Raw genomic sequence first — 24,360 nt, forward strand, 5'->3', positions numbered from 1 at the left:
CTTCCCTATAATCGTTCGATGATTGTTGCGTTCGCCATGCCCATCCCTTCACAGATTGCGAGCAATCCATAGCGTCCGTCGCTGCGTTCAAGTTCATGGAGAAGCGATACCAGCAATTTGGTTCCGGTTGCACCTAATGGATGGCCAAGGGCAATGGCTCCTCCGTTTACATTCAGCTTTTCAGGATCCGCCCCGATATCGTTCAGCCAGGCAAGCGGCACAGGGGCAAACGCTTCGTTGACTTCGTAGCGGTCCATATTCCCGATTTCAAGTCCCGCTTTCTCCAGTACTTTGCGGGTTGCGGCTATTGGGCCGGTCAGCATCAATGTTGGATCCGATCCAACCACTGCACGCGCCACAATACGCGCTTTTGGTTTTAAGCCCAGCTCATCCGCTTTTTCACGGGACATCAATAATACCGCTGAAGCACCGTCGCTCATCTGACTGGCATTTCCCGCAGTGATTACACCATTTTCATCAAACACAGTCTTCAACCCAGCAAGCACTTCCTGAGTCGTCCCTGGACGCGGGCCTTCATCAACAGAGACGAGGCGTTTTTCTCCGTTTTCACTTTCGACTTCGACCGGCACAATTTCTTGTTCGTAATGGCCATTCTGTATAGCCCGCTGCGCCCGCTCGTGGCTTTGTACCGAATAAGCATCCAGCTGTTCCCGGCTAAAACCCCATTGCTCAGCAATGCGTTCAGCTGACAGCCCTTGGTTGATAATCTCGTATTGATCGGTCAATTTCTTGCTCGGTTTAGCCCCTTGCATATTGGAGAACATCGGAACGCGCGTCATGCTTTCCACACCTCCGGCTATTACAATATCCATATCGCCCGCCATAATGGCTTGTGCTCCGAAATGGACGGCTTGCTGGCTCGACCCGCATTGCCGGTCAATTGTCACCCCCGGCACATAATCCGGAAAACCGGCAATCAATGCCGCTGTCCGGGCTACATTTCCGCCTTGCTCAGCAACTTGGGAAACGCAGCCTAAAATGATGTCTTCCACTTTACTTTTCTCTACGCCTGCACGGTTCACCAATTCTTCCAATACGAGAGCTGCCAGCTCATCCGCCCGGGTGTTTGCGTACATCCCTTTTCTTCTTCCAACTGCCGAGCGGACGCCTTCTACAATGACTACTTCTCTCATTTCTTCACCCCGTTTTTTTATTTTACTTCTATTATAATGTAATCGCTTTCAATTAATAGAATTGAATGACTATTCACTCATTGAAATTATTGTACAAGAGTTCCCACCTAATTACTATAAAAAAATCCCACAGATTTTTTCTGTGGGATTTTTCGTTTATTCTTTTATAAGCCCTTTTTCTATAAGAAAATCACGCGCTACTTCACTCGCTTCTTCTTGGTCAACATCCACCCTTGCATTCATGGCAAGCATTTCTTCTTCCGAGATTTTCCCAGCAAGTCCATTCAGCACTTCTTCCAGTTCCGGATATTCTTCGAGTGTCTCCAAGCGAACCACCGGTGCTGCATCATATTTCGGGAAAAACGATAAATCATCTTCCGTTGTTTCCAAATCAAACAGCCCGATCCGGCTGTCAGTCGTAAATGCCGGAATCACATCGACTTCTCCATTTTTTACCGCTTCGTACATAATGGCGGGATCGAAGCTTTCGGTCGCTGAAAATTCGAATGGATAGGTGGCAATTAAATCATCATATCCATCTCCTTTGCGCTCATAAAACGGATGGGGCGCACCAAACGACATATCTTGGGTTTTGGAGATCTCCGCCAGATCCGAATAAGTTTCGGCATCAAAACCGCTGTCTTTTGAAAACGCCAATGTATAACCATTTTCAAATCCCAGCGGTTCCAGCCAAGTGGCATTCAATTTTTCTTCATATCCCTTGCGCACACGTTCGAGCACTTCTTCAGATGATTGCCCTGGCTTCGACTCTTCTTTCAGGACATCTTTCAAACCGGTGCCTGTGTATTCGACGTATAAATCGATATCCCCTTTTTCAAGTGCTGGAGTTAAAATGGACACTTCACCAAGTCCATCTTCGTATTCTACGGTATATTCGGAATTCGCTTCAATATACTGCCCCAGAATATGCGGCAATATGTACTGTTCTGTCCATGGTTTGCCTCCGATGACAATCGGTTCGGATCCCTCCCCACTCGCCCCACAGCCAGCTAAAACAATAGACGCCGCCAATAAAATCCCCATTGCTGCTTTTTTCATCGCTCTCTTCCTCCCATCTAAAGTTTCAAGCCTTTTGGTGTCATGCGTTTCTCAATTCTTTTCAAAATCCAGTCAAATCCGATAGCAAGTAAAGCCACTGGCAGTGCACCCGCTAAAACTAGAGCATTATTATAAGACTGCAGGCCCCGGTAGATAATATCTCCAAGACCACCGGCGCCGACAAATGTAGCTAACGTAGCAATTCCAACTGTTAGGACAGTTGCTGTACGGATTCCCGCCATGATAAAAGGCAAGGCGAGAGGCAATTCAATTTGCCGTAAAATTTGTCCTTTGGTCATACCCATGCCACGCCCCGCTTCGATAACTGACCCGTCAACTCCTGTAATGCCGGTATATGTATTACGGAGAATGGGCAAAAGCGCGTAAATAATAAGGGCAACCAGAGCTGTAGGGGAACCGATTCCCAAAATCGGCACTAAGAATCCGAACAAAGCCAAACTTGGAATCGTTTGAAAAACAGCTGTGACTCCTATTACAGGTTCGGCATAGCGGCGATAACGTGCAATCAAGACGCCAGTCGGCAAGGCAATCGCAATCCCGATTCCTACAGCTATAAAAGATAAATAAATATGCTCCAGGAATGCAGTCTGGATCATCTCTTGGCGGCTAATAAAAGTATCGATGACATTAGTCAAAACGATGCACCCACTTCCTTTTGGAGGGCTGCTTTCAATAAATCATGTTCGCTGGCATAAGCAATAACATGTCCATCTTCCGTTATCGCCAAGCGGTCATGTGCACTTTCTGACAATAAGTCCACCGCTTCGCCAATGCTTGTGCCGGATGGAACTTTTTGAGCGTCTCCCCGCCAATCCTGTTCGAATAACGGAATGAATTCTTTCAATTTCTTTTCGCTGAATGATCGCTGCCGGCTAATGCGCTCGGCACCGATAAAATTACGGACAAAATCATTGGCCGGTTCAGCAACTAACTGCTGTGGAGTTCCAATTTGTTCAACTTGTCCGTCACGCATCACAATGATTGTCTCAGCAATTTTCAGCGCTTCATCCATATCATGGGTAACAAAGACAATCGTTTTGCGGATGCTTTGCTGCAAATTCTGCAATTCATCCTGCAATTGCTCCCGGCTGATAGGGTCCAGTGCGGAAAAAGGCTCATCCATCAAAATGATATTTGGATCTCCTGCCAAAGCCCGCACAACTCCTACCCGCTGCTGCTGCCCGCCGCTTAGTTCCAGCGGATAACGATGAAGATAGGTTTCCGGCTCCAAACCGGTCAGTTGCAGCAATTCACGGATCCGCGTATCGATTTTTTCATTGTTCCAGCCCAATAGCTTTGGTACGAGTGAGACATTGTCTGCTATAGTCATATGCGGAAACAGCCCTATCCGCTGTATGACATATCCAATGGAACGGCGCAGCTCAATTTCATCTAATTCCATAATCGGTTTCCCATCTATGGAAATCACTCCTCCGGTCGGCTTTTCCAGTTTATTTATCATTTTCATGAGCGTGGTTTTTCCGCAGCCACTCGGGCCAATAATAGCCGTCAGCTGGTGGGCTGGAAGCACAAGTGAAATTCCTTTTAACGCTTCCGTGCCGTCCGGAAAATGTTTAGTGACGTTGTCAAACCGAATCACTGCATCCACTCCTTTCCATCTCTCTTCAGCCTACTTTTTAATTTACCCTTAACTCCGAGCATTTACTCATGATCATCAATTACTTTATCGAGTCAGCAGAAGCGGCTTTAATGGCAGCGGTCAATTCATTAAACCGGCGATCCAGTTCACTGTATTCTTTAGCAGTTGGCTGCATAAAGCTAAGTTTTCCAAGGACTGCCTGGCGTTCAGTTTCTAATTGCAAAAGATCAACTTCCAAAGAATCAGCAGACTTATTCAGCCACTCAGCATAACTTCCATCGTATTTAATTAATTTGCCATTGTCAAAAACCAGCAATTTATCCGCTAATCTTTCCATAAAAAAGCGGTCATGGGTCGCAATCATCAAAGTTCCCGTAAATGTCTCCAAAGTTTTTTCCAATTGCTCCCGGGAAGGCAAATCCAAATGGTTGGTCGGTTCATCAAGCAACAGCACATTGCAATCCGCCACCATGAATTCCATCAGCTTCAGCTTTACTCTTTCCCCCATGCTCAGATGCCTAATAGGCTCCGTCCAATGATGTTTTTCAAACCCTAGATTCATCATCAACGTGCGCAGCTGTCCTGTGCGCTCATAACTTTCAGCTCCAAATAATTCAGAAGCTGTTTTTTCTTCCGGCAAATCAAAAACGTTCTGGCTTAAATACCCGATTCTCATTCCGGCCGTCGTCCACAGTTCACCTGTGTAGCCGGTTTCTTCTCGAAGCATGCTGAAAAAAGTTGATTTTCCACTGCCGTTATTGCCCACTAATCCAATACGTTCACCATGCTGCACGGTAAAAGAGGCGCCTTCAAAAAGAAGACGGTCCCCAAAAGTTTTACTTACACCTTTCAGCTCCATGACGCGTTTCCCTTTTTTGGCTGCTCCGCTGATTTCAAATTTGACAGCCGCTTCTTCTTTCGGCTCAGGAACTAACTCCTTTTCAAGTTCGGCTTCTAGCCGCTTTCTTTTGCTGCGGATTTGAACATCCATACGCTTGGCTTTTGAACGATAGAACTCTTTAAAGCCATCTTGTTTCGTCGAATCTGCATGCGCTTTCCCCGACCAGGACTGCAATTCGGAAAGCTGCTGTTCGACGCGAGTGATTTTCGTCTGCTGTTTGTTATACTTTTTTTGCTGAGTATGGCGGCGATGTTCTTTTTCTTCTCTAGAGGCGCTGTAATTCCCTTTATAAACCATCAATTTTTGATCTTCGATTTCCCAAACGTGAGTTGCCAATTGATCGATAAAATGCCGGTCATGTGATACCACAAGCAAAGTTCCTTCATAATCTGCTAACTGCGCAATGACCGATTGGACACTTTGTGAATCCAAGTGGTTGGTCGGTTCATCAAGCAATAGCACTTCCGCTTTTTGGGCCAGCGTTTGAGCCAAACGCATTTTCATCGCTTCTCCTCCGCTTAAGCGGGTGCGTATTTTCGGAACATGCCATTTCTTCTCAAGCTTCCGGCTTTCGGCCGCTTCCGAATCGGTATCCAATACACTGACTTCCTGTTTCATATAAGCAATATCGGGTTTTGAACCAAGCCATTGTATCGCCGGTTCTCCTCCTGCAATGGCGTCGAGCAGCGATGACTTTCCCGTGCCGTTAGCGCCAATGATGGCAATGCGCGCGCCTTTCGGAATATCGGCCCGCACTTCTTTTAAGACAATCCGTTCGCCAAAGCCAATTGTTAAGCTGTTTACTTTTCCTCTGATGGTCATAGCCATTCCTCCTTGCCGGAGAAATAAAAAATTCCTCCGCGTAGTACTCGGAAGAATTCGCAAGCCCAAATAACCTGTTTCTATACAGGCGTTTCATTTCGTTAAAAATGGGCAGACGAATCCAATTTCTGTTACACCAAAATTCCGGTTGCGTAGAAATAGGATCAGTTATCCATCGGCCACCCATCTTCCCTTCAATTTAATGTTTATATTGTATCACATTATTCAGAAATTTTTTCATCAATTTTCAAATGGACAGGTGTTGCTATCTGCTCAAAGCCGATTTCTTTATAGATTTTGTTGGAAGTCGGGTTTTTCAAATCGGTATACAGCATGACAAAATCGTATTCACCAAGCAGCTCTTCTGTCACTTCCGCCACCAATGACCGCGCATAGCCTTTGCGGCGATGTTCCTTTGGAGTATAGACAAACGACACCGTGATTCCGTGTTTCGATGGACGGGACTTTTTCATGCACGAAACGACTTCATTGCCCACTTCCCAGACATACACTTCTTTTAGCTCAATAAAAGAATCGATTTTACGTGCAGCTTCAGCCGGTGTCGACATAGCGATACCGGTTTCTTGCTCAAAAAGCAGAATCCATTCCTCTAAGAGAGAAGCGTCTCTTTTATTGGCAACGCGCCAAGTGCCTGGACTTTTCTCCAAACGGGTATTCACAGAATCGGCCCGGTAGAGCCCTTGATGCATCAGCACGCGCACTTCGCCTCCGACTTTGGCAATCCAGGCTTCGGCGAAGCGATGGGCAGTTTCCTGATCTCCAACCACTGCGTCCACGACGATTCCTGAAGTCAATAAACGGCGGGCTATTTCTTTTTCAATATCCGGAAGTTCCCGAAAGACAATCAGCTGCAGAGGATGTGGCGGAGTCATTAAACAGGCAGCCACAACTTCCCCTTCTTCTTCCAATGTTGCTAAAAAATAATCTTCATAGCGCCCTTCTTGTATCTGATTCAGTATTCCTAAAAACAAGCTATAGATGTCTTCATTTTTGTACAGCAGCTTTTCTACTTTGTCTGCAAATGCAGAAGAATTTGCATAAACAATCCAATCCATTTTTGCTCACTCATTTCTGTGATTGTCTCTGACTATAAGATATTTGCTAAACCTGGAAAAATATCCTGCATGAATATTCCTTTTTAATAAATTTATTTTCAGCTCTCAAATTTGAAGAAACCAAAAGCCCCCTTCGCTTGGGCGAAGGGGGCTTTTGGTTTTTACTCAAGTTCCAATTGTTTTGTTTCCGTACCTAAGAAAGCAACTGCTAAAGCACCAATAATTATCGAGACACAGAATATCCCGAAAATCCAGCCGATTCCATATCCAGCCGTCAGCATAGACCCTACCAGCAGAGGTCCTAGAATTCCGCCAATCCGGCCAAATGATGCAGCCATCCCTGTTCCGGTTCCCCGGATAACTGTCGGGTATTGTTCTGGTGAATACGCGTAAAGCGCTCCCCAAGCTCCTAAGTTAAAGAATGACAAGAAGGCTCCTGCGGCAATCAGCATCTCAATGGTTTCAGCATTTCCAAATACTAAGGCACTAGCGGCTGTCCCCATCAGATACGTGACAAGAACGAATTTCCGTCCTACTTTTTCAATCAGCCACGCTGCTGAGAAATAACCTGGCAATTGAGCGAGGGTCATAATAAGGACATACCCAAAACTCTGTATGAGTGTAAACCCTTTTAACACCATGACGCTTGGCAGCCATAAAAACATGCCATAATAAGAGAAGACCACGGTAAACCAAACGATCCACAACATCAATGTCGGTCTCCGGTATTTCTTAGACCAGACATCTTTTATATTTGTGGAGACGGACCGCAGCACATCCTTTTTCGCTGAGAATTGCGGAGAATCCGGCAATTTGACCCGCAAATAAAGTGCATATAACGCAGGCAGCGCCGTCAGCAATAACGCCACGCGCCAACCGAACGATGGAATAACGAAGTATGAAATAACAGCGGCAATCAGCCATCCACCAGCCCAAAAGCTTTCAAGCAAAACGACTACGCGACCGCGTTCGTGAGCTGGCACGCTTTCAGAAACAAGGGTTGATGCTACCGGAAGCTCTCCTCCCAAGCCCATGCCGACAAAGAATCGAAGCAGCATAAATGCAGCAAGCGATGTAGTGAACGCCGAAACTCCACTTGCCAACGAAAATAACAGCAAGGTAATAATAAAAATTTTCTTCCGCCCGACTTTGTCTGCATAAATACCGAAGACGAAAGCACCTACCGCCATCCCGATTGAATTGACGCTGCCAATCCAACCCATTTGGGAAGTAGTCAAATTCCAATCCACTTGCAAAGCCGCAATGACAAAGGATAAAATCCCTACATCCATCGCGTCAAAAAGCCATCCCAACCCTGCCACGCCAAGCAATTTATTTCTTGAAAGCGGCACGGTATTTTTCTCCGTTAAAGTAGCCATCCTAACTCTCCTGTCTTTACAGTTGTAACTTAATGTCTTTACACCATTACTATACGCTTTCGTTTTAAAGGTGACAAGACACCTATTAAAGTTGGAGTTTTCCGATAATTCATACACGACTTTTTGCCTGACGCTTTGGCTTGGCAATTACAAAAACGCCTCCAAACCCTTTGGGAAAGGGTTTGGAGGCGGAAAATTCATCGTCATACGATAAGCACAAGACTTACAGCCATTACGGCCATCCCAGCGACCAATCCATAAATGGACAGGTGAGCCTCGTCGTATCTCTTTGCAGCCGGAAGCAACTCATCCAATGAAATGAAAACCATGATGCCGGCTACTCCAGCGAAAATAATGCCGAACATGGTATCGCTAAGGAATGGCATTAAAATCAGCCAAGCCGCAATTGCACCGACCGGTTCTGAAACCCCCGATAAAAAACTGTATTGAAAGGCTTTTTTCCGGCTGCCTGTAGCGTAATAAATCGGAACTGACACTGCAATTCCTTCCGGTATATTGTGAATCGCCACAGCGATGGCAATGGCTACCCCTAATGCAGGATCTTGAATCGCTGACATGAAAGTAGCAATTCCTTCCGGAAAGTTGTGAATCCCGATTGCCAATGCTGTAAAGATGCCCAGCTTTCGGAGATGGGCGTATTCGGCGTTGGTCGGCCCTTCGTCCATATCTTCAATCGTACGAACTTCATGCGGATTTCCCATTTGGGGCAGAATCCTATCTAATACAGCCATAAAAATCATTCCTCCGAAAAAACCGGCAATCGTCAGCCAATATCCGAGCGATTCGCCATGCGCATTCGTCAATGCATCTTTTGCTTTCACAAAAATTTCAATCAACGATACATAAATCATGACGCCGGCTGAAAATCCGAGTGAAATTGAAAGAAATTTAGTATTAGTGCGGGAAGCAAAAAAGGCAATCAAGCTACCGATTCCAGTTGCTAATCCGGCAAAAAGCGTCAATCCGAGAGCAAATAATACGGTACTGTCCATAATCCCGACTTCCTTCCGTTCCAGTGATTATGGTTATTGTACGATAAAAGTTTCCTTAGAGCAACTTTCTTCAACAAAGAAAGCTTTTCCATTATTCGTTCATCTCCTGATGCGCAACAATTCCCCTAACTTTCTCCAGTCTTCATTTTTCAAATCGCGCACTGGTGGGTTATAAAAAACGCTGGCTGGGTGAAAAGTAGGAAATATATGATAAAGTTCTTCTGTTTCTGTAAAGGTTTGTTTTTCTTCATCCCATCTCAAAATCGGCGTTTCCATCAAAACACCATGAAGCTGCGTCACTTTCGCTTTCGTTCCGACAAGGCGCTGCAGGCCGATATTTCCTAACGTGACAATCAGCGGCGGCTGGATATCTTTAATTTCTGTATCGAGGATTGGCGCATGTGCAATGATTTCCTTTTTCGTCGGCGCGCGGTTGTACTTCCGCTCCGTCAGGCTTCCATCACGCTCTTTTTTGGCCCCCCATTTATACGGCCGGCTGCGGACCGCACTCGTGATGTACACATCTTCTCTCGCCAGTCCAACGCTTTCAAGCGATGCCATTAATTCCTTGCCGGCACGGCCAGTGAAAGGAATTCCGGTTTCCACTTCATTTTCTCCCGGCGCTTCCCCAACTAGCATAATCGCAGGATTTGCAGGACCGCTTCCCCGAACAAAACCCTCTACCGGGAAGTCTTTTATTCTCTCCAGCCCTAGTTGAACCAGTTCATCTGATATTTTATACATACTATCACCTCGTTTTCATTTTAACATATACATAATGTGAGGTTTTCTAACATTATTTTTAAAAATAACTTGATTTTTCAGAATACATTGTTTAATATGTTAACAAACCTAACATTAAGGAGGAGGAACTATGAAAAAGATTGAGACCATCATTCGTCCATCAGTTTTTGCGAATGTCCGCCAAGCCTTGGCTCTTGAAGGAATCGACGGCTTAAGTGTCACGGAAATAGCAGGAATCGGCAAACAGGAAGGCCGGATTGGATTATTCCGAGGCAACGCCTATACGATGGAGTTTTCTCCAAAGTTAAAACTTGAAATGGTGGTGGAGGATTCCAAAGTAGAAGACATCGTAGAGGCATTGCTTGAATATGCATCCACTGGAGAAGTCGGAGACGGCAAAATTTTCATTCTGCCTGTTGAAGAAGCGATTCGGATCAGAACAAAAGAACGCGGCGTTATCGCCATCGGATAAGGAGGAGATTTAATGGAAGCAGTCCAAAGTTCAGTCGATATGATGTGGGTCATGCTCGGCACCATTCTCGTATTCTTTATGCATGCCGGATTCGCCATGCTGGAAACAGGTTTTACCCGTTCTAAAAATACCTTGAATATATTAATGAAAAACCTGATAACCGTTGCTATTGGCTCTATTCTTTATTTCTTTGTCGGATTCGCACTTATGTTTGGCACTTCAGCTTTCGGGGTTCTTGGAACAGATGGCTTTTTACTGACAGGGCGCGATGACATCGGGTTCTTCGTATTCCAGGCGGTATTCGCGGCAACTTGTGCCACCATCATTTCAGGAGCAGTAGCTGAACGAATGAGATTATCAGCTTATTTTATGCTTACGATCGGCATGACTGCCGTTATTTACCCAGTTGTCGGCCACTGGGTATGGGGCGGCGGCTGGCTATCGCAAATCGGCTTTATTGATTTTGCCGGATCTACTGTTGTCCACTTGACCGGAGCTACTGCCGCTTTTATTACGGCTTGGAAAATTGGCCCCCGCATTGGAAAATACAGCGGAAAAATCGTCAACTCCATCCCAGGACATAATTTGCCGCTCGGCGCTTTGGGTGTGTTCATCCTTTGGGTTGGCTGGTTCGGTTTTAACGGCGGAAGCACTTTGGCAGCAGATCCTGAATTAGTGCCGCCGGTCATTTTGAACACATTGTTGTCAGCCTCAGCGGCTGTGCTGTCTACCGCAGTGTATACTCGTTTCCGCTATGGCCGGATTGACCCGTCTCTGACCATGAATGGTGCGCTTGCCGGCCTTGTCGGGATTACAGCTGGCGCTGCTAATGTATCGTTTACAGGAGCTATCATTATCGGTCTTCTTGCCGGCATCATCATGACAGAAGCAGTCCATTTATTGGATGCGAAAATCCGGGTAGATGACCCAGTCGGCGCCATTGCTGTCCATGGAGTTACCGGTATTTGGGGAACATTGGCACTTGGCATTTTCGATACGACAGGCGGCCTTCTTTACGGAGGCGGCGCAGAGATTCTCGGCATTCAAACCATCGGCATCTTAGCTGTGATTGCCTGGACGACCGTGTCAGCATTTATTGTTCTTGCGATTGTCAACTCGATCGTCCCGCTCCGGGTCACCGCTGAGGATGAAGAAAGTGGATTGGATTTCTCTGAGCATGCTTCCCAAGCCTATGCAATGCAAGATGTTTTAAGCGGTGCTGCTCCATCAAACGAATCTTTTGCACAGCGCTTAAATCAATTGGGCGAACACCCTGCCCCCCAAAAACCTTAAAAGAGAAAATTAAAAAGCATGGACTTGTCTCACAGTCCATGCTTTTTATAATGTATGATTTCTTTTAAATGAGCGTTCTCTTATCTCGTACCAAAAAACAACAGCCGCAAACAAAGCAACTCCTGCGAACCATCCAGCCAAAACGTCCGAGAAATATTGCTCGCCTCCGGCAACCCGCGACAATCCGATAATGATTGACAGTCCGGCAGCCGCCGCCCAAACAAGCCATTTAGCAGTTCCGGAAACCAGGTGTCCTGCAATAAAATAAGCAGCTGTAAAAAGATAAAGGACCGCACCCATCGCATGCCAGGAAGGAAAGCCGTAACTTTCAAGCCCATGCGCAAAATCGGGGCGCTGTCTCTCGAAAAGGTTTTTTAACCCTTGATTCAACGCCCGTCCTGCACCGACTGTCAAGAAGACAAAAAGCATCCCCCGGTAATCTCTCCGGTGCAGCCACAAATACAACATCATAGCCATTCCCACAATAAATACAACGATTTCATCCGCTAGAACCGACAAGCTATCAAGCCACCCAATACCTCTTAATGCCTCTGCAGCTTGCCGGTCTAATTCTTCAAATGTCCCGTTTTCAAAAGTGGCTCCAATTCCTATAAAGCCGATTAAAGCAATGATCCCAAGCAAGTATAATAGACGTTTCATAGCCCTACCTTCTTTCTATGAGCTCCTCCGTCTATTATAGTCTAAATTTTCCATTGATTCAAAAACACTTTATTTAAGTCAGCAAAACAAGGCATCCAGCAGAGTGCGCAAAGCTTAGGAAAGTATTTCATGTTGAAAGGGAAATAAATGTAGGGGAAAAGAAAGTATTTCACGTCGGACAGATAGTATTTTCGTTCGGAAAGGAAGTAAATCCTTAATTTGGAAATTCGGAATGTTCTTCTGTAATCAACCCAACAAAAAAACCACCAATGATGGTGGTTTTTTAAGTGAAGAAGATTGAAACGCCCATTAGCTTGCCTCAACTTATTTTCAAGGCGAAACAGGCATAATTTGAACCCATTTTTGCCGCAGAATCGTATTTTTCAGTTTACTGGTCGTATTTTTATTGCTACCGGTCGTATTCCTAACTTAACTGGTCGTATTTCAGCTACTACTGGTCGTATTCCACCAAGATTGCTACTGAGCAGCCTGCAGCCCCAATACGCCATCAACCATTTTATACACTTTGTCGCAATACTCGATCAAGCGGGTATCATGTGTCACCACAATGGTCGTAGTGTTTTTATTTTTCGTTTCATCTTTCAGTAATTGCATCACTTCATAAGCGCGGTCGGAATCGAGCGACGCGGTCGGTTCATCCGCTAAAACAATGGATGGATTGCTGTAAAGCGCCTTGGCAATCGCCACGCGCTGCCGCTCGCCTCCTGACAAATCTGAAGGATACTTATTCCGGAGGTCACCCATTCCCAAATCTTTATAAAGCTGCTCCATCTCACCCTTATTCATATTGCCTTTTTTCACTTTATCCAATAATTTCATTTGCTTTTCAACTGTCAGGAAAGGCACTAAATTCGATGCCTGCAGAATAAACCCAATTTCTTTTAAGCGGATTTTCGAACGTTCTTTTTCATTTAGCGAAGTGATGTTTTCGTTATTGATAATAATCTCACCGCTAGTCGGCGACAGCAAGCCGCCCGCAATCGTCAGAAACGTACTTTTCCCTGAACCGGACGGCCCAATGACAGCAATCATTTCGCCTTTTTCTGCATGGAAATCGGTCGGCTTTAAAGCTTCCACTTTTTTATGGCCGCTGCCAAATGTTTTCTTCACTTGAGTTAATTCCAATACCGCCATCGTTTACCCTCCAATCGCTTTTAACGGATCTATTTTTACAATGGTCCATACCGAGAAGACAGCTCCTGCTATCGCTACTGCAATCAAAACTGCACCGTAGATCAGCATGGTTGGAATATCAAATGCAACTGGCACAGCACTCGGCAGGAAGATTCCTGTTGCAAGCGTCAGCACAAAACCTATGGCTACGCCGATGGCCGCCAGAATGAAAGTCTGCGCGATGACGGAACGCGCCAAATACCCACTCGGAACCCCTTGCGCTTTCATGACACCGAACATGCTTATTTTTTGGACCGTTAAGACGTAAAGGAAAATCGCCACAATGACGGATGAAATGACGAACAGGAAATAAATCATGAAGTTTAAGGTCAAACTTTGCTCGGTATAGCCCGGCAAGCTTTCGATAAAAGTCTCCACTTCAATCGCATCCAGCTCTTCATCATTTGTGATAGCCGTGATATCGTCTGTGCGTACGACTACACCATTGATCTGGTCTTCGTTCACTTCAGCTGCTTCGCCGAATTTCACCCGCTGAAAAGTCGGCAAGTCTCCGTAAAGGACCGGCGCGGCATTAAACCGGGCATCCTCGGTAAATCCGACGATTTTTAAGGTTTCTTCAGTTGAAGATAATTTCAACTCGTCCCCCAATTTAAAACCATCTTCTTTTAAAGCATCGCTTGCAATAACTTCATTGCCGCCAGCAAATGCTTCACCTTCCACCACTTCCGGCATGATGAATTCATCTTCTTTGATGCCGAAAATGGAGACATTGGCTTTCTGATTTTCATTGCTGGCAATGGCGTTGATCTGGCCCAAAACGGCTATTTCGTCCACTGCCATCTGCCCCGCATCCTCAATGCTCATTGAAGACGATACAAGGCTCTTATCCGATTCCTCGGTCAGCACCACGGCAGTCGCTTCCCATTTATCTACCGCTTCGCGGTTCAAGCTGGCTAATCCATTGGCCAGACCGGATAAAAAGAACACCAGATACGCTACAAGCATTAACACGCCGATGATTAAAACAAAACGCAGTTTGTTTTTTTGTATTTCATTCCATGCTAAAAACATCTGATCACTTCCTGATTTTTAATATGCAGCCTTTGCTTTTATCTTACCAAATAACTTATACAAAACCTATACATCATTTATATACCCACAGCATTTTATTTTATCCCTGGAACCCCAAAAATAAAAGGCGAACCAGTGACGGTTCGCCTTTCATTATCTTACTGCATGGACGTGGTAAGTGCTTTGGGAAGTTTCAATGATATGTTCAGGCTTCGGTTTGCCGAGATTCGCTTTGTGGCCTGCGATATGGTCGGGATGCTTCTCCCAGTTCTTCCAATCACTTTCCGACTCCCAGCGCACATAGACGATCACTTCTTCATCTCCGCGGCGTACATTTTTCTTCATCACGGTACGGTCAATATAACCCGGCTGTTTTTCCAATTTCCCTTCACCCGAAAAACGGTTTAACACTAAATCTGAAAATCCTTCTTTTACTACAATTCGTTTCATCTGTACAAACATGTTTTCGCTCCTCCACTGTTGTTTAGCTGCTAATTAAAACTCCCGCTTTATAAAAAGCGGGAGTGGAAATTAATGAACAACTGCTGTCTTATTCAAATGCAGTTTGGACATCCGTTACCATTTGGCTTACAGATTGCAATCCGCCACCTGACAGGTACCAGTAATCCGGATCCAAGTAAATCATTTTGTCATTTTTATATGCGTTTGTTTTTTGCACCAATTCATTTTCAAGAGAATCTTTAGCACTTGCGTCTCCGCCCACTGCTGCATTGCGGTCAACTACGAACATCATATCCGGATTAGTTTCCAGGATGTATTCAAAAGAGATGCTTTGCCCGTGCGTCGAAGCTTCGATTCCTTCATCAGCTTGTTTGACACCGAATACATCATGGATGAGGCCGAAACGTGAAGCAGCTCCATATGCGCTTACTTTACCTTCGTTCGCTAATACGATTAAAGCTTTTTCATCAGATCCACCAACTGTTGCTTTTACGTCTTCAATCTGTTTATCGATTGCAGCTAATTCTTCTTTCATTTGATCTTCTTTACCGAAGATTTCTCCAAGAGTCGTCATATTGCTTTTGAAAGACCCCATGTAATCAGTTGTGTCAACTGCCATGTGGATAGTTGGGGCGATAGCCGCATACTCTTCGTACATATCAGCTTGACGAGCAGAAATGATGATCAAATCCGGTTTCAATGCATTGATCGCTTCGAAGTCCGCTTCTTTCAACGTTCCTACATTTTCGTATTTTTCTGTGTCGCCATATTTATCAAGGTAAGCTGGCAATGATTCTTGTGGAACGCCTACAACAGAATCAACGCCTAATTTGTCGATTGAATCAAGAACACCAAAGTCGAATACTACTACTTTTTTAGGATTTTTATCAAAAGTTGTTTCGCCAAGTTCATGAGTGACAGTCATTGTTTCTTTTTCTTCTGCACTTGCTGTATCCGCTTCAGTTGCCTCTTCTTTTGAACCACAAGCCGCTAGAAAAGCAACCATCATCAATGTGAATGCTACTAATAACCATTTTTTCATATTATTTTGAGCTCCTTTTATTATGAATTGAAATAAACGCAAATTCGACAATTGTTCATTTGCTGAATCGGAATATCCATATCGTAGATTTCTTTTAATGCATCGCTTTGAATAATTTCTTCTGTCGTTCCGTCTTTGACAACGCGGCCATTTTTCAAGGCCACAATGCGATCGGAATAAACCGATGCAAAGTTGATATCATGAAGGACGATGACGACGGTTTTGCCAAGTTCGTCCACTAACCGGCGAAGGATTTTCATAATTTGGACCGAGTGTTTCATATCCAAATTATTCAATGGTTCGTCCAGCAAGACATAATCCGTATCCTGGGCAATAACCATGGCGATAAACGCGCGTTGGCGCTGCCCTCCGGACAATTCGTCCAGATAAGAATCTTCAAGCTCTTTTAAATCCATGTAGCCAATCGCTTGATCGACCATTTTCTCGTCTTCATCATTAAGGCGCCCTTTTGAATAAGGGAAACGGCCAAATGACACCAGTTCGCGAATTGTTAAGCGTACATTCATGTAGTTGGATTGCTTCAGGATGGATACACGTTTCGAGAACTCATTGGACTTCAACTTTTTCGTATTGGTCTTGTCAATAAGCACCTCGCCTGTATCCGCATCCAACAAACGGCTGACCATGGAAAGAAGCGTGGATTTCCCTGCTCCGTTCGGCCCGATGAAAGAGGTAATCTGGCCGCGCTGAATATCAACGGAGACATTTTCCACAACTTGTTTCTTGCCGTACAGCTTTGTCAATTCACGTACTTGGATCATTTAGATCGACTCTCCTTTAATAGTAGGTAGATGAAGTAAACTCCACCGATAAAGTTGATGATGACGCTCAAGGTAGCATTGAACGTGAAAACCCGTTCCACTACCCACTGTCCACCAACTAACGCAATTATACTAATGACAGCAGCACCGAGAATAAGAACCGAATGTTTATATGACTTAAAGAATTGATAAGATAAGTTGGCGACAATCAAACCGAAAAATGTTATCGGTCCGACCAGCGCTGTTGCAATCGCAATAAGGACTGCAGCAAGCACCAGCATCCCCCTGACAAGCGAATCATAGTTGACGCCTAAGTTGACCGCTGTATCACGGCCAAGCGATAAGACGTCCATCGACCCGTTATGCCTCCAGGCAAATGCAATCAGAATTGCCACAATTGCAAGCGACGTCCAGACAAGATCGGAGTTCACATTATTAAAGCTGGCAAACATCCGGTCCTGCACAACCTGGAATTCATTCGGATCGATCAGCACTTGAAGGAATGTGGAGATGCTTGAGAAAAATGTGCCGCAAATGATGCCGATCAGCAATAAGAAGTAGATTGGCTTGTCCCCTTTAAAGAGCAGCCGGTAAAACAACAATGCGAAGATAACCATAACGGCAATCGATAGCATGAAATTCACTTGTTTATTCAGAATGGTGATGTGGTCTGAACCAAGGAAGAAAATCAGCAATGTCTGAAGCAGCATGTAAAGCGAATCCAGTCCCATGATGCTCGGGGTCAAAATGCGGTTATGGGTGATGGTCTGGAAAACCACCGTGGCATACGCAATCGCGACACCCGTCAGGACCATGGCGAACACTTTTACTCCGCGCCTCGGCAATGCGTAATCGAAACTACCGTTCAGATCCTGGAATAGATATAACCCACAAGCAGTCAAAGCTAAGGCCGCCAATATGAGCATCTTATGTAGATCACGCATATGCTTTCCTCCTAAACAACAAGAAGAGGAAAATAAAGCTTCCGATGACACCGACCATTAAGCTGATGGAAATTTCATACGGGTAAATTAAAACTCTTCCTAAGATATCGCACATCAGCAAGAAAATTGCTCCAAGCATAGCTGTGTGCGGCAAAGTTTTTTGCAGGTGGTCACCTTTGAAAATCGAAACGATATTCGGAATGATCAGCCCTAAAAACGGTATAACGCCTACTGTCAAAACAACCGTCGCTGTAATCAAAGCGACAAGCACCAAGCCGATATTGACGATGCTCCGATATTTCAATCCCAGGTTTTTGGAGAAATCCTCGCCCATCCCGGCAACCGTAAAACGGTTGGCATAAATGTACGCGATGATAAACACCGGGACACTGATGTAAAGAAGTTCATAACTCCCTTTCATCACCATCGAAAAGTCACCTTGCAGCCAAGCAGACATGTTTTGAATAACGTCTGCCCGGTAAGCGAAAAAGGTAGTGATTGAAGATAGGATATTTCCGAACATCAAACCGACTAAAGGAATGAATATAGCATCCTTGAATTTGATGCGGTCAAGAATTTGCATAAAAAGGAACGTTCCGGCAAGCGCAAAAGCGAAAGCTACCGTCATTTTCTCGAGCATCGATGCATTGGCAAACAATAACATCGATACGAGAATCCCAAGCCGTGTAGCATCTAATGTACCTGCCGTCGTAGGAGACACAAATTTGTTGCGGCTCAACTGTTGCATAATGAGTCCTGCCATACTCATTCCAGCACCTGCCAGCAGAATCGCAACCAGCCTTGGCAGACGGCTGATTAAGAAAATTTGTGTTTCTTCCGATTGATAGTCAAGCAGATCGGTGATACTGATACTGCTTACTCCGACAAACAGCGAAATAACTGACAGTATGATCAGTGCTGGTATTAAATATCTTTTTTTCATTACTGTCCCTCATTCGTGTTCAATAAAACTATTGATTAATCAAACAGTGATAATGATTATCACTTAACTCACAAGTTTTAGTATAGCATTTTGATGAGAAGAGTCAATGAATAAATGAGAATTATTTTCAACTAGCTGAGAATAAAAAGAATTGTTAATAACTTTGACATATTTAAAAGAGAATGCGGGATTGTTTGGGCCGGTGTTTTCTGTTATTTTTGTGCCAAGCGAGTGAAGAAGTTTGGGGTCACCCCTGCGAAAAGCGTCCGTCTCGAGCGAAGCGGAACACACATAAAAAAGCACATACCGCAGTATGTGCTTTTCTCAACTAAAACTACATTTCTTGTGCTTGTTCAAGTACTTCTTCCGGTACGGTGATGGCTTCAATTTCATTGTATTTGCTGTAAGCAGCTTCTACATCCGATTTAATGCTCATTGTGTCCCCTTCAATATTCATGTCTATGTCCATATCGACATTCATATTATTTGGCAGGAAGGTTTCTTTATCAATAAAAATTTCGTACGCCACCGCGTTGATTTTCATTTCCTCTAAAACCGTCTGCGCTTCCAGTTCCATTTGTCCCACTACTTGTTCCATTTGCTTGTGAATCAAAGCTTGGAATTCTTCCCCTGCTGCATCCAATTTTAAAATGTATTCATCTTCTGTTTGTTCAAATGTAAAATCATCCTGGAATGCTTTCAGATCTTCCAGCTGCTGGGACGGATCTGCTGTCTGCTGATCCATCATGGCCTGCAGATCCGGAATGCTCTCTTCCGGCATTTTGATCCATGAACCCATGGCCGGGTCATTCATATACATGCCTTCTTCTGTCACATACATTTCCATAGTCATCGGTTCCTGGTTTCCCATTTCTTCTGAGACCATCGTAGTTTCGGCTGTCTGATAAAAAGCAATTGGCTCTATTGTCATATCCATTGCAATATCCATCACCATTTCCATTTCCATACCGACTGATTCTATGCTCATCAACTGGTTGGTAACCAAATCTGCATGAAGGCTTTTAATTTGTTCAGATGCTTCACTCGACTTAGTGAATACTTCTTGCAAGGTTAGTTCACTATCCGCCTCTTTTTTATCTTCACTGCCCGCTGCCGGTTCCGCCGCCTCTCCACAAGCAGCTAACCCCATCGTTAATGCGCCAACACCAACCATCATCATCCATTTTCTCAAACTTCTCACCCTTCCAAATTTGTCTTTCCATATAGTACGGCTTATATTGGAAGAAGTTTCAATTAATTGCAGCCTTTTCAAAAGATATTTCGCTTTTAGAAATTTAAATTCGTTTATTTTCATTCTTTCCATTATACTTTTTCATATGACAAAGAATAATTTCGATAAGTGAGGTTCTCTCTCCCTTATTGTTAGTTGATCCAATCCGGCTTTTACCCTTCGCGAAGTTCCTGCTGAAGGCAAAGCGTGAAAAAACTTCTTGAGGTGACTTCCAGTGAAATTAAGACAATTTTTCAAGTACTACAAACCGCATAAGCGGCTTTTCATCATCGATTTCTCCAGTGCCGTCATCGTCGCCATTTTGGAACTGGCCTTCCCTGTCGCCGTCCAGTGGTTCATTGATGAACTGCTGCCAAGCGGTGAATGGAATACGATTGTGACCGTCAGCGTACTGCTGCTTGCCGTGTTTTTATTAAGCACGTTCCTTCAATACATCGTCAGTTACTTGGGCCACAAACTCGGCATCAATATCGAGACCGATATGCGTGAAGAATTATTCACGCATGTTCAGCGGCAATCGTTCCGCTTTTTTGACAATGTAAAAACCGGCCATGTCATGAGCCGTATCACCAATGACCTTTTCGATATCGGCGAACTTGCCCACCACGGACCGGAAGACTTTTTCATTGCCATCATGACGTTTTTCGGAGCTTTCGGCATCATGTTCTGGATCAATCCGAAACTGGCGCTTGTTACGCTGATCGTCATTCCGTTTCTTGTCTGGCTTATCACATTCTGTAACGTTAAGATGAACCAGGCCTGGGGCAGCATGTACGGCAAAATTGCCGATGTTAACGGACGTGTCGAAGACAGCGTCTCCGGCGCACGCGTTGTCCAGTCGTTTACGAACGAAGAGTTCGAAATCAACCGCTTCAAAAAAGACAATGGCCGCTTCCGGACAGCGAAGCTGGTTGCCTATAAAGTCATGGCTGCGACGCATTCCAGCATTTACATGATGACTCGCTTGCTGACACTGATCGTTCTTGTGTACGGCGCTTGGTTGAATTTCCAAGGCGAACTGTCTTACGGGGAACTCGTCAGTTTTGTGTTGTTCTTGAATGTCTTGATCAAACCAATTGATAAAATCAGTGCCTTGCTTGAATTGTATCCGAAGGGGATGGCTGGGTTTGGCCGTTTCCGCGAACTGATCGAACAGGAGCCGGATATTTTGGACCGCGATGATGCTGTGGAAATCAGCAGCTTGAAAGGCGACATCACATTTGATGATGTCCATTTCGGTTATGATGATCATAAAAAAGTTTTGAACGGCATTGATTTGAAATTAAAAGCAGGAGAAACTGTTGCTTTTGTCGGTCCATCCGGTGCCGGGAAAACGACGATCTGCTCTTTGATTCCCCGCTTTTATGATATCCAAGAAGGATCGATCACCATTGATGGCATCGATATCCGTGATATGACGAAGCATTCTCTGCGTTCGCATATCGGCATCGTGCAGCAGGACGTATTCTTATTTACCGGCACGATCCGCGAAAATATCGCTTACGGCAAACGCGGTGCCAGCAATGAAGAAATCTTGGCAGCTGCGAAAAAAGCCCATTTGGAGGATTTCATCAGCAAGCTTCCTGATGGCTATGAGACGCAAATCGGGGAACGCGGATTGAAATTATCCGGCGGGCAAAAACAGCGCTTGGCCATCGCCCGCATGTTCTTGAAAAATCCGCCAATTCTTATTCTGGATGAAGCAACATCAGCACTCGATACCGAAACAGAGCGCGTCATCCAAGAAGCATTAGGCGAGCTGGCCGAAAACCGGACGACACTTATCATTGCTCACCGACTCGCGACTATTCGTGACGCGGACCGGGTGATTGTGGTTACTGAAGACGGCATCGCTGAACAAGGCGGCTATGCGGAACTTCTTGAACATGACGGCATTTTCGCTAATTTGCACCGCATCCAATTTCAACAGTCTTGATAGATGACAGCCGGCCCGTATTTTCTGGGCCAGCTTTTGTTTTGGAGTGAGTTGGGCATATCTTGCCTGAAGTTGGGCATAACCATCACTGACTTGGGCATAAACGAATGAAAGTCGGGCATAACCTCCTTGAACTTGGGCATAACCAATAAAAGCGCCGGAGTTTTTATACTTTATTAACCCTAAAAGGCCAGTTGCTCGTATCTGTAGTCGAGTTGCTCGTATTGCATCCGAAGTTGCTCGTAAACACCACCAAGTCGCTCATAAAACAAAAAGAGAGCTTGCCCACCCATCTAAAACGGGCGGACAAGCTCTCTTTCCTTATCTTCCAATCACATATTGTTCAAAGCGATCGTAATCAGCGCGATCCAGTTCTAATTTCATCAAAGTGCCGTCTTCTTCGTATTCTGTTTCCAGAATGGTAGCAGAATCGTTTAAATAAGCGACGACATCTCCGCGTTCAAAAGGAATGATCATCCGGCAGGTAACATAGTCAGCAAAGATATACTGCTTGACCATCTCTAATAATTCATCGAGCCCTTCTCCACTTTTAGCCGAAATCCATAATTCTCCTCTGTTGATTTTAGGATACGGGATTCCAGCTAAATCCGCTTTATTGTAAACAAAGATGGTTGGGATGCCTTCTACCCCAACATCCTGCAATGTCGAGTTGGTAACATCCATCATGTACCGGTACTCTTCATTCGAAACATCCACTACATGCAACAGCAAGTCAGCATTTCGCGCTTCTTCCAGTGTGGAGCGGAATGCCTGCACCAGGTGATGCGGAAGCTTGCTGACAAAACCGACCGTATCTGTCAGCAAGAAGTTTTTATTGTCTTCCAGACGGATTTGGCGAACTGATGTATCCAGCGTAGCAAACAACATATCTTTTTCGAATACTTGCTTTTCTTCTTGCTGTCCAGACTTCGTCAGTAATCCATTCATGATTGTAGATTTCCCCGCATTCGTATAACCTACAAGTGATACGACCGGTGTGCCTGTTTTCGACCGCTGCTTCCGCTGTGTCGTGTGCTGAGCTCGGATCTGCTCCAGCTCTTTATGGAGTTTTGAGATTTGCTCTTCAATTTTCCGGCGATCGAGTTCCAGTTTTGTTTCACCGGCACCACGGTTTGCATAGCCGCCGCCGCTGCTTCCGCCTTGGCGGCCAAGAGAGGCACGCAATCCAACGAGGCGCGGCAGCATATATTGAAGCTGCGCCAGCTCCACTTGGACTTGCGCTTCACGCGTTTTGGCGCGGCGTGAGAATATATCCAAAATCAACATAGTGCGGTCGATCACTTTACATTCCAAGTCTTCTTCGAGATTCCGTATTTGAGACGGTGATAATTCATCGTTAAAGATAACCAAATTTGCATCCGCTTCTTCATAAAACACTTTGATTTCATCGACTTTTCCTTTGCCGACGTAATGAGAAGGATTGATGCGCTCCAAATTTTGATACACTTCGCCGACCACTTCAACATTGCAGGCTTCCGCCAAATTGCGCAGTTCTTCCAGTTCATACTCAAAATGAAGATCTTTCTGCAATTGAACGCCCACCAAAATTGCTTTTTCCACTAAGATGTCCATTCATTTTCCTCCTTTATCCCGCTTCGATAAGCAGAAGATCTACTGACCGTAGTAACGATCGGCTCAATTAACACTCAGCGGGAATGAAGATCGCCGCTGAATGAAGTTTCCTTTATCGCAAGTGGAATATTCTCCTTCAATAAGACAAAAAAGAAGAGCATGGCACTCTCCTTTTGCAAATCTTCGCTCAGTTTAGTTGCCTTTATATTATTATACATTCCCGTGTTCAGATATGCGATAAACACCACTTTCAAAAGATATTCGTTTCTGTCCTTGAAAAAAGCCGACTTCTTCCAGGCGCTCTTTCTTTTTCTCTGTGCGCCTGAATTCAATCCGACAATTGGGCAGTTCCAGCGGTCCTCCTAAAATTTTGCGCCATTTGCTTTCTGCTGCCTTTTGATCTTTCACGCCAAAGACAAGCTGTTCAATTGCCAATTCTTCATTAGCCGGCACAATGGCTCCTCTTTTTCGCAGAGATTCATACCGCTGCTCATCGCTTTCCTGCCATTCAATGAAAAAAGGATAAGGCAATTGATCCGCCACCTGCTCTTTAATGAAAAGCATCTTCCACTGGATCAGCTCACCCGTCTCGGTTCTCCGTTCAGCATCCAGAACTCCTGAAGTTTCAAATCCCTCGCGATTTAACCGGCTATTTAATTCAGCAATTGAGTTTGTCCGCAGGCAGATAGTGCCGAATCCCGTTTTATCATGGAGCAGCAGTTCCGTTAGCGGATGCTGGGCTGCTTCTGCCACTTCCGGCTTCTCTACCGCCAACCATTCAATATAGCAGTCTTTCGTATAGAAAAGAGCGTTATGCGTACCCCAATTCAAATGCCGGCCACCTATAGCCGCGTGCATCCCCTGTTTCTTCCAATATTCCACCGCCGTTTGCGGCGACTCGCTTATAAAATGAACTACATGATCCAAAAACATACAGCACCTCTTTTTCTTTTGGTGAATTCAACCCGCTTCAATGGCTTAGCGAA

At 44.9% G+C, this 24,360-nt stretch carries 23 protein-coding genes; 3 read left to right on the forward strand and 20 right to left on the reverse strand.

The annotated features are described in order from the left end of the window. Window positions 1–5: 5 nt before the first annotated feature. The 9 genes from AC3AQ9_RS14220 to AC3AQ9_RS14260 all read right to left on the reverse strand — a co-directional run bounded on the left by AC3AQ9_RS14220 (window position 6) and on the right by AC3AQ9_RS14260 (window position 9,769). Complete coding sequence (locus AC3AQ9_RS14220; RefSeq protein ID WP_488308145.1) at window positions 6–1,154, reverse strand: thiolase family protein; 1,149 nt, start codon at window positions 1,152–1,154, stop codon at window positions 6–8. Between the two features lie 156 nt (window positions 1,155–1,310). Beyond that, window positions 1,311–2,213, reverse strand: a complete 903-nt coding sequence (locus tag AC3AQ9_RS14225) for a glycine betaine ABC transporter substrate-binding protein (protein ID WP_488308146.1) — start codon at window positions 2,211–2,213, stop codon at window positions 1,311–1,313. A gap of 17 nt (window positions 2,214–2,230) precedes the next feature. Further along, complete coding sequence (locus tag AC3AQ9_RS14230) at window positions 2,231–2,830, reverse strand: ABC transporter permease (protein ID WP_488308285.1); 600 nt, start codon at window positions 2,828–2,830, stop codon at window positions 2,231–2,233. Between the two features lie 35 nt (window positions 2,831–2,865). After that, window positions 2,866–3,834 carry an ABC transporter ATP-binding protein gene (locus tag AC3AQ9_RS14235; protein WP_488308147.1) on the reverse strand — a complete coding sequence of 323 codons (969 nt, stop codon included), beginning with the start codon at window positions 3,832–3,834 and terminating at the stop codon, window positions 2,866–2,868. Between the two features lie 79 nt (window positions 3,835–3,913). Further along, the gene (abc-f, locus tag AC3AQ9_RS14240) at window positions 3,914–5,557 is read right to left on the reverse strand and encodes a ribosomal protection-like ABC-F family protein (protein ID WP_488308148.1); all 1,644 of its coding nucleotides are present in this window, start codon (window positions 5,555–5,557) and stop codon (window positions 3,914–3,916) included. Window positions 5,558–5,778: 221 nt separating this feature from the next. Continuing rightward, window positions 5,779–6,633: a GNAT family N-acetyltransferase gene (locus AC3AQ9_RS14245; protein WP_488308149.1), complete on the reverse strand. Its 855-nt coding sequence runs from the start codon at window positions 6,631–6,633 to the stop codon at window positions 5,779–5,781. A gap of 161 nt (window positions 6,634–6,794) precedes the next feature. Next, on the reverse strand, window positions 6,795–8,012 hold the full coding sequence (locus tag AC3AQ9_RS14250; protein WP_488308150.1) for an MFS transporter: 1,218 nt from the start codon (window positions 8,010–8,012) through the stop codon (window positions 6,795–6,797). 203 nt (window positions 8,013–8,215) lie between these two features. Then, window positions 8,216–9,025: a zinc transporter ZupT gene (zupT, locus tag AC3AQ9_RS14255; protein WP_488308151.1), complete on the reverse strand. Its 810-nt coding sequence runs from the start codon at window positions 9,023–9,025 to the stop codon at window positions 8,216–8,218. Window positions 9,026–9,124: 99 nt separating this feature from the next. Next, window positions 9,125–9,769 carry a uracil-DNA glycosylase gene (locus tag AC3AQ9_RS14260; protein WP_488308152.1) on the reverse strand — a complete coding sequence of 215 codons (645 nt, stop codon included), beginning with the start codon at window positions 9,767–9,769 and terminating at the stop codon, window positions 9,125–9,127. A 130-nt stretch (window positions 9,770–9,899) separates the two neighbouring features. On the opposite strand from AC3AQ9_RS14260, the gene AC3AQ9_RS14265 reads away from it, so the two are divergent. After that, entirely contained in the window at window positions 9,900–10,241 is a 342-nt protein-coding gene (locus AC3AQ9_RS14265; RefSeq protein WP_488308153.1) for a P-II family nitrogen regulator, read from the forward strand. A 12-nt stretch (window positions 10,242–10,253) separates the two neighbouring features. Beyond that, window positions 10,254–11,534 carry an ammonium transporter gene (locus AC3AQ9_RS14270; RefSeq protein ID WP_488308154.1) on the forward strand — a complete coding sequence of 427 codons (1,281 nt, stop codon included), beginning with the start codon at window positions 10,254–10,256 and terminating at the stop codon, window positions 11,532–11,534. A gap of 45 nt (window positions 11,535–11,579) precedes the next feature. Here AC3AQ9_RS14270 and AC3AQ9_RS14275 read toward each other — a convergent pair whose 3' ends face one another. The 9 genes from AC3AQ9_RS14275 to AC3AQ9_RS14315 form a co-directional block, all read right to left on the reverse strand. Continuing rightward, entirely contained in the window at window positions 11,580–12,194 is a 615-nt protein-coding gene (locus tag AC3AQ9_RS14275; RefSeq protein ID WP_488308155.1) for a phosphatase PAP2 family protein, read from the reverse strand. A gap of 477 nt (window positions 12,195–12,671) precedes the next feature. Next, a complete protein-coding gene (locus tag AC3AQ9_RS14280; protein WP_488308156.1) occupies window positions 12,672–13,349 on the reverse strand; it encodes an ABC transporter ATP-binding protein in 678 nt (225 codons plus the stop codon). A gap of 3 nt (window positions 13,350–13,352) precedes the next feature. Next, window positions 13,353–14,420: an ABC transporter permease gene (locus AC3AQ9_RS14285; protein WP_488308157.1), complete on the reverse strand. Its 1,068-nt coding sequence runs from the start codon at window positions 14,418–14,420 to the stop codon at window positions 13,353–13,355. A gap of 153 nt (window positions 14,421–14,573) precedes the next feature. Further along, entirely contained in the window at window positions 14,574–14,882 is a 309-nt protein-coding gene (locus tag AC3AQ9_RS14290; RefSeq protein ID WP_488308158.1) for an antibiotic biosynthesis monooxygenase family protein, read from the reverse strand. An 88-nt stretch (window positions 14,883–14,970) separates the two neighbouring features. Beyond that, on the reverse strand, window positions 14,971–15,924 hold the full coding sequence (locus AC3AQ9_RS14295) for a siderophore ABC transporter substrate-binding protein (RefSeq protein WP_488308159.1): 954 nt from the start codon (window positions 15,922–15,924) through the stop codon (window positions 14,971–14,973). A 20-nt stretch (window positions 15,925–15,944) separates the two neighbouring features. Continuing rightward, window positions 15,945–16,706: an iron ABC transporter ATP-binding protein gene (locus tag AC3AQ9_RS14300; protein WP_300991247.1), complete on the reverse strand. Its 762-nt coding sequence runs from the start codon at window positions 16,704–16,706 to the stop codon at window positions 15,945–15,947. After that, window positions 16,703–17,650 carry an iron chelate uptake ABC transporter family permease subunit gene (locus tag AC3AQ9_RS14305; protein WP_488308160.1) on the reverse strand — a complete coding sequence of 316 codons (948 nt, stop codon included), beginning with the start codon at window positions 17,648–17,650 and terminating at the stop codon, window positions 16,703–16,705. Before AC3AQ9_RS14305 ends, AC3AQ9_RS14300 begins: the two co-directional genes overlap by 4 nt. Next, window positions 17,643–18,593 carry an ABC transporter permease gene (locus tag AC3AQ9_RS14310; protein ID WP_488308161.1) on the reverse strand — a complete coding sequence of 317 codons (951 nt, stop codon included), beginning with the start codon at window positions 18,591–18,593 and terminating at the stop codon, window positions 17,643–17,645. The genes AC3AQ9_RS14305 and AC3AQ9_RS14310 overlap by 8 nt, the downstream gene beginning before the upstream one ends. A 334-nt stretch (window positions 18,594–18,927) precedes the next feature. Beyond that, window positions 18,928–19,794: a DUF6612 family protein gene (locus AC3AQ9_RS14315; RefSeq protein ID WP_488308162.1), complete on the reverse strand. Its 867-nt coding sequence runs from the start codon at window positions 19,792–19,794 to the stop codon at window positions 18,928–18,930. Window positions 19,795–20,059: 265 nt separating this feature from the next. Here AC3AQ9_RS14315 and AC3AQ9_RS14320 point away from each other — a divergent pair, with 265 nt between their 5' ends. Continuing rightward, window positions 20,060–21,781 (forward strand): ABC transporter ATP-binding protein, encoded by a 1,722-nt coding sequence (locus AC3AQ9_RS14320; RefSeq protein ID WP_488308163.1) that lies wholly within the window; start codon window positions 20,060–20,062, stop codon window positions 21,779–21,781. A 321-nt stretch (window positions 21,782–22,102) separates the two neighbouring features. Here AC3AQ9_RS14320 and hflX read toward each other — a convergent pair whose 3' ends face one another. Continuing rightward, window positions 22,103–23,374: a GTPase HflX gene (gene hflX, locus AC3AQ9_RS14325; protein ID WP_488308164.1), complete on the reverse strand. Its 1,272-nt coding sequence runs from the start codon at window positions 23,372–23,374 to the stop codon at window positions 22,103–22,105. A 210-nt stretch (window positions 23,375–23,584) separates the two neighbouring features. Further along, the gene (locus tag AC3AQ9_RS14330; RefSeq protein WP_488308165.1) at window positions 23,585–24,307 is read right to left on the reverse strand and encodes a VOC family protein; all 723 of its coding nucleotides are present in this window, start codon (window positions 24,305–24,307) and stop codon (window positions 23,585–23,587) included. Window positions 24,308–24,360 lie beyond the last annotated feature (53 nt).

This window comes from Planococcus sp. VCh962, assembly GCF_057748275.1.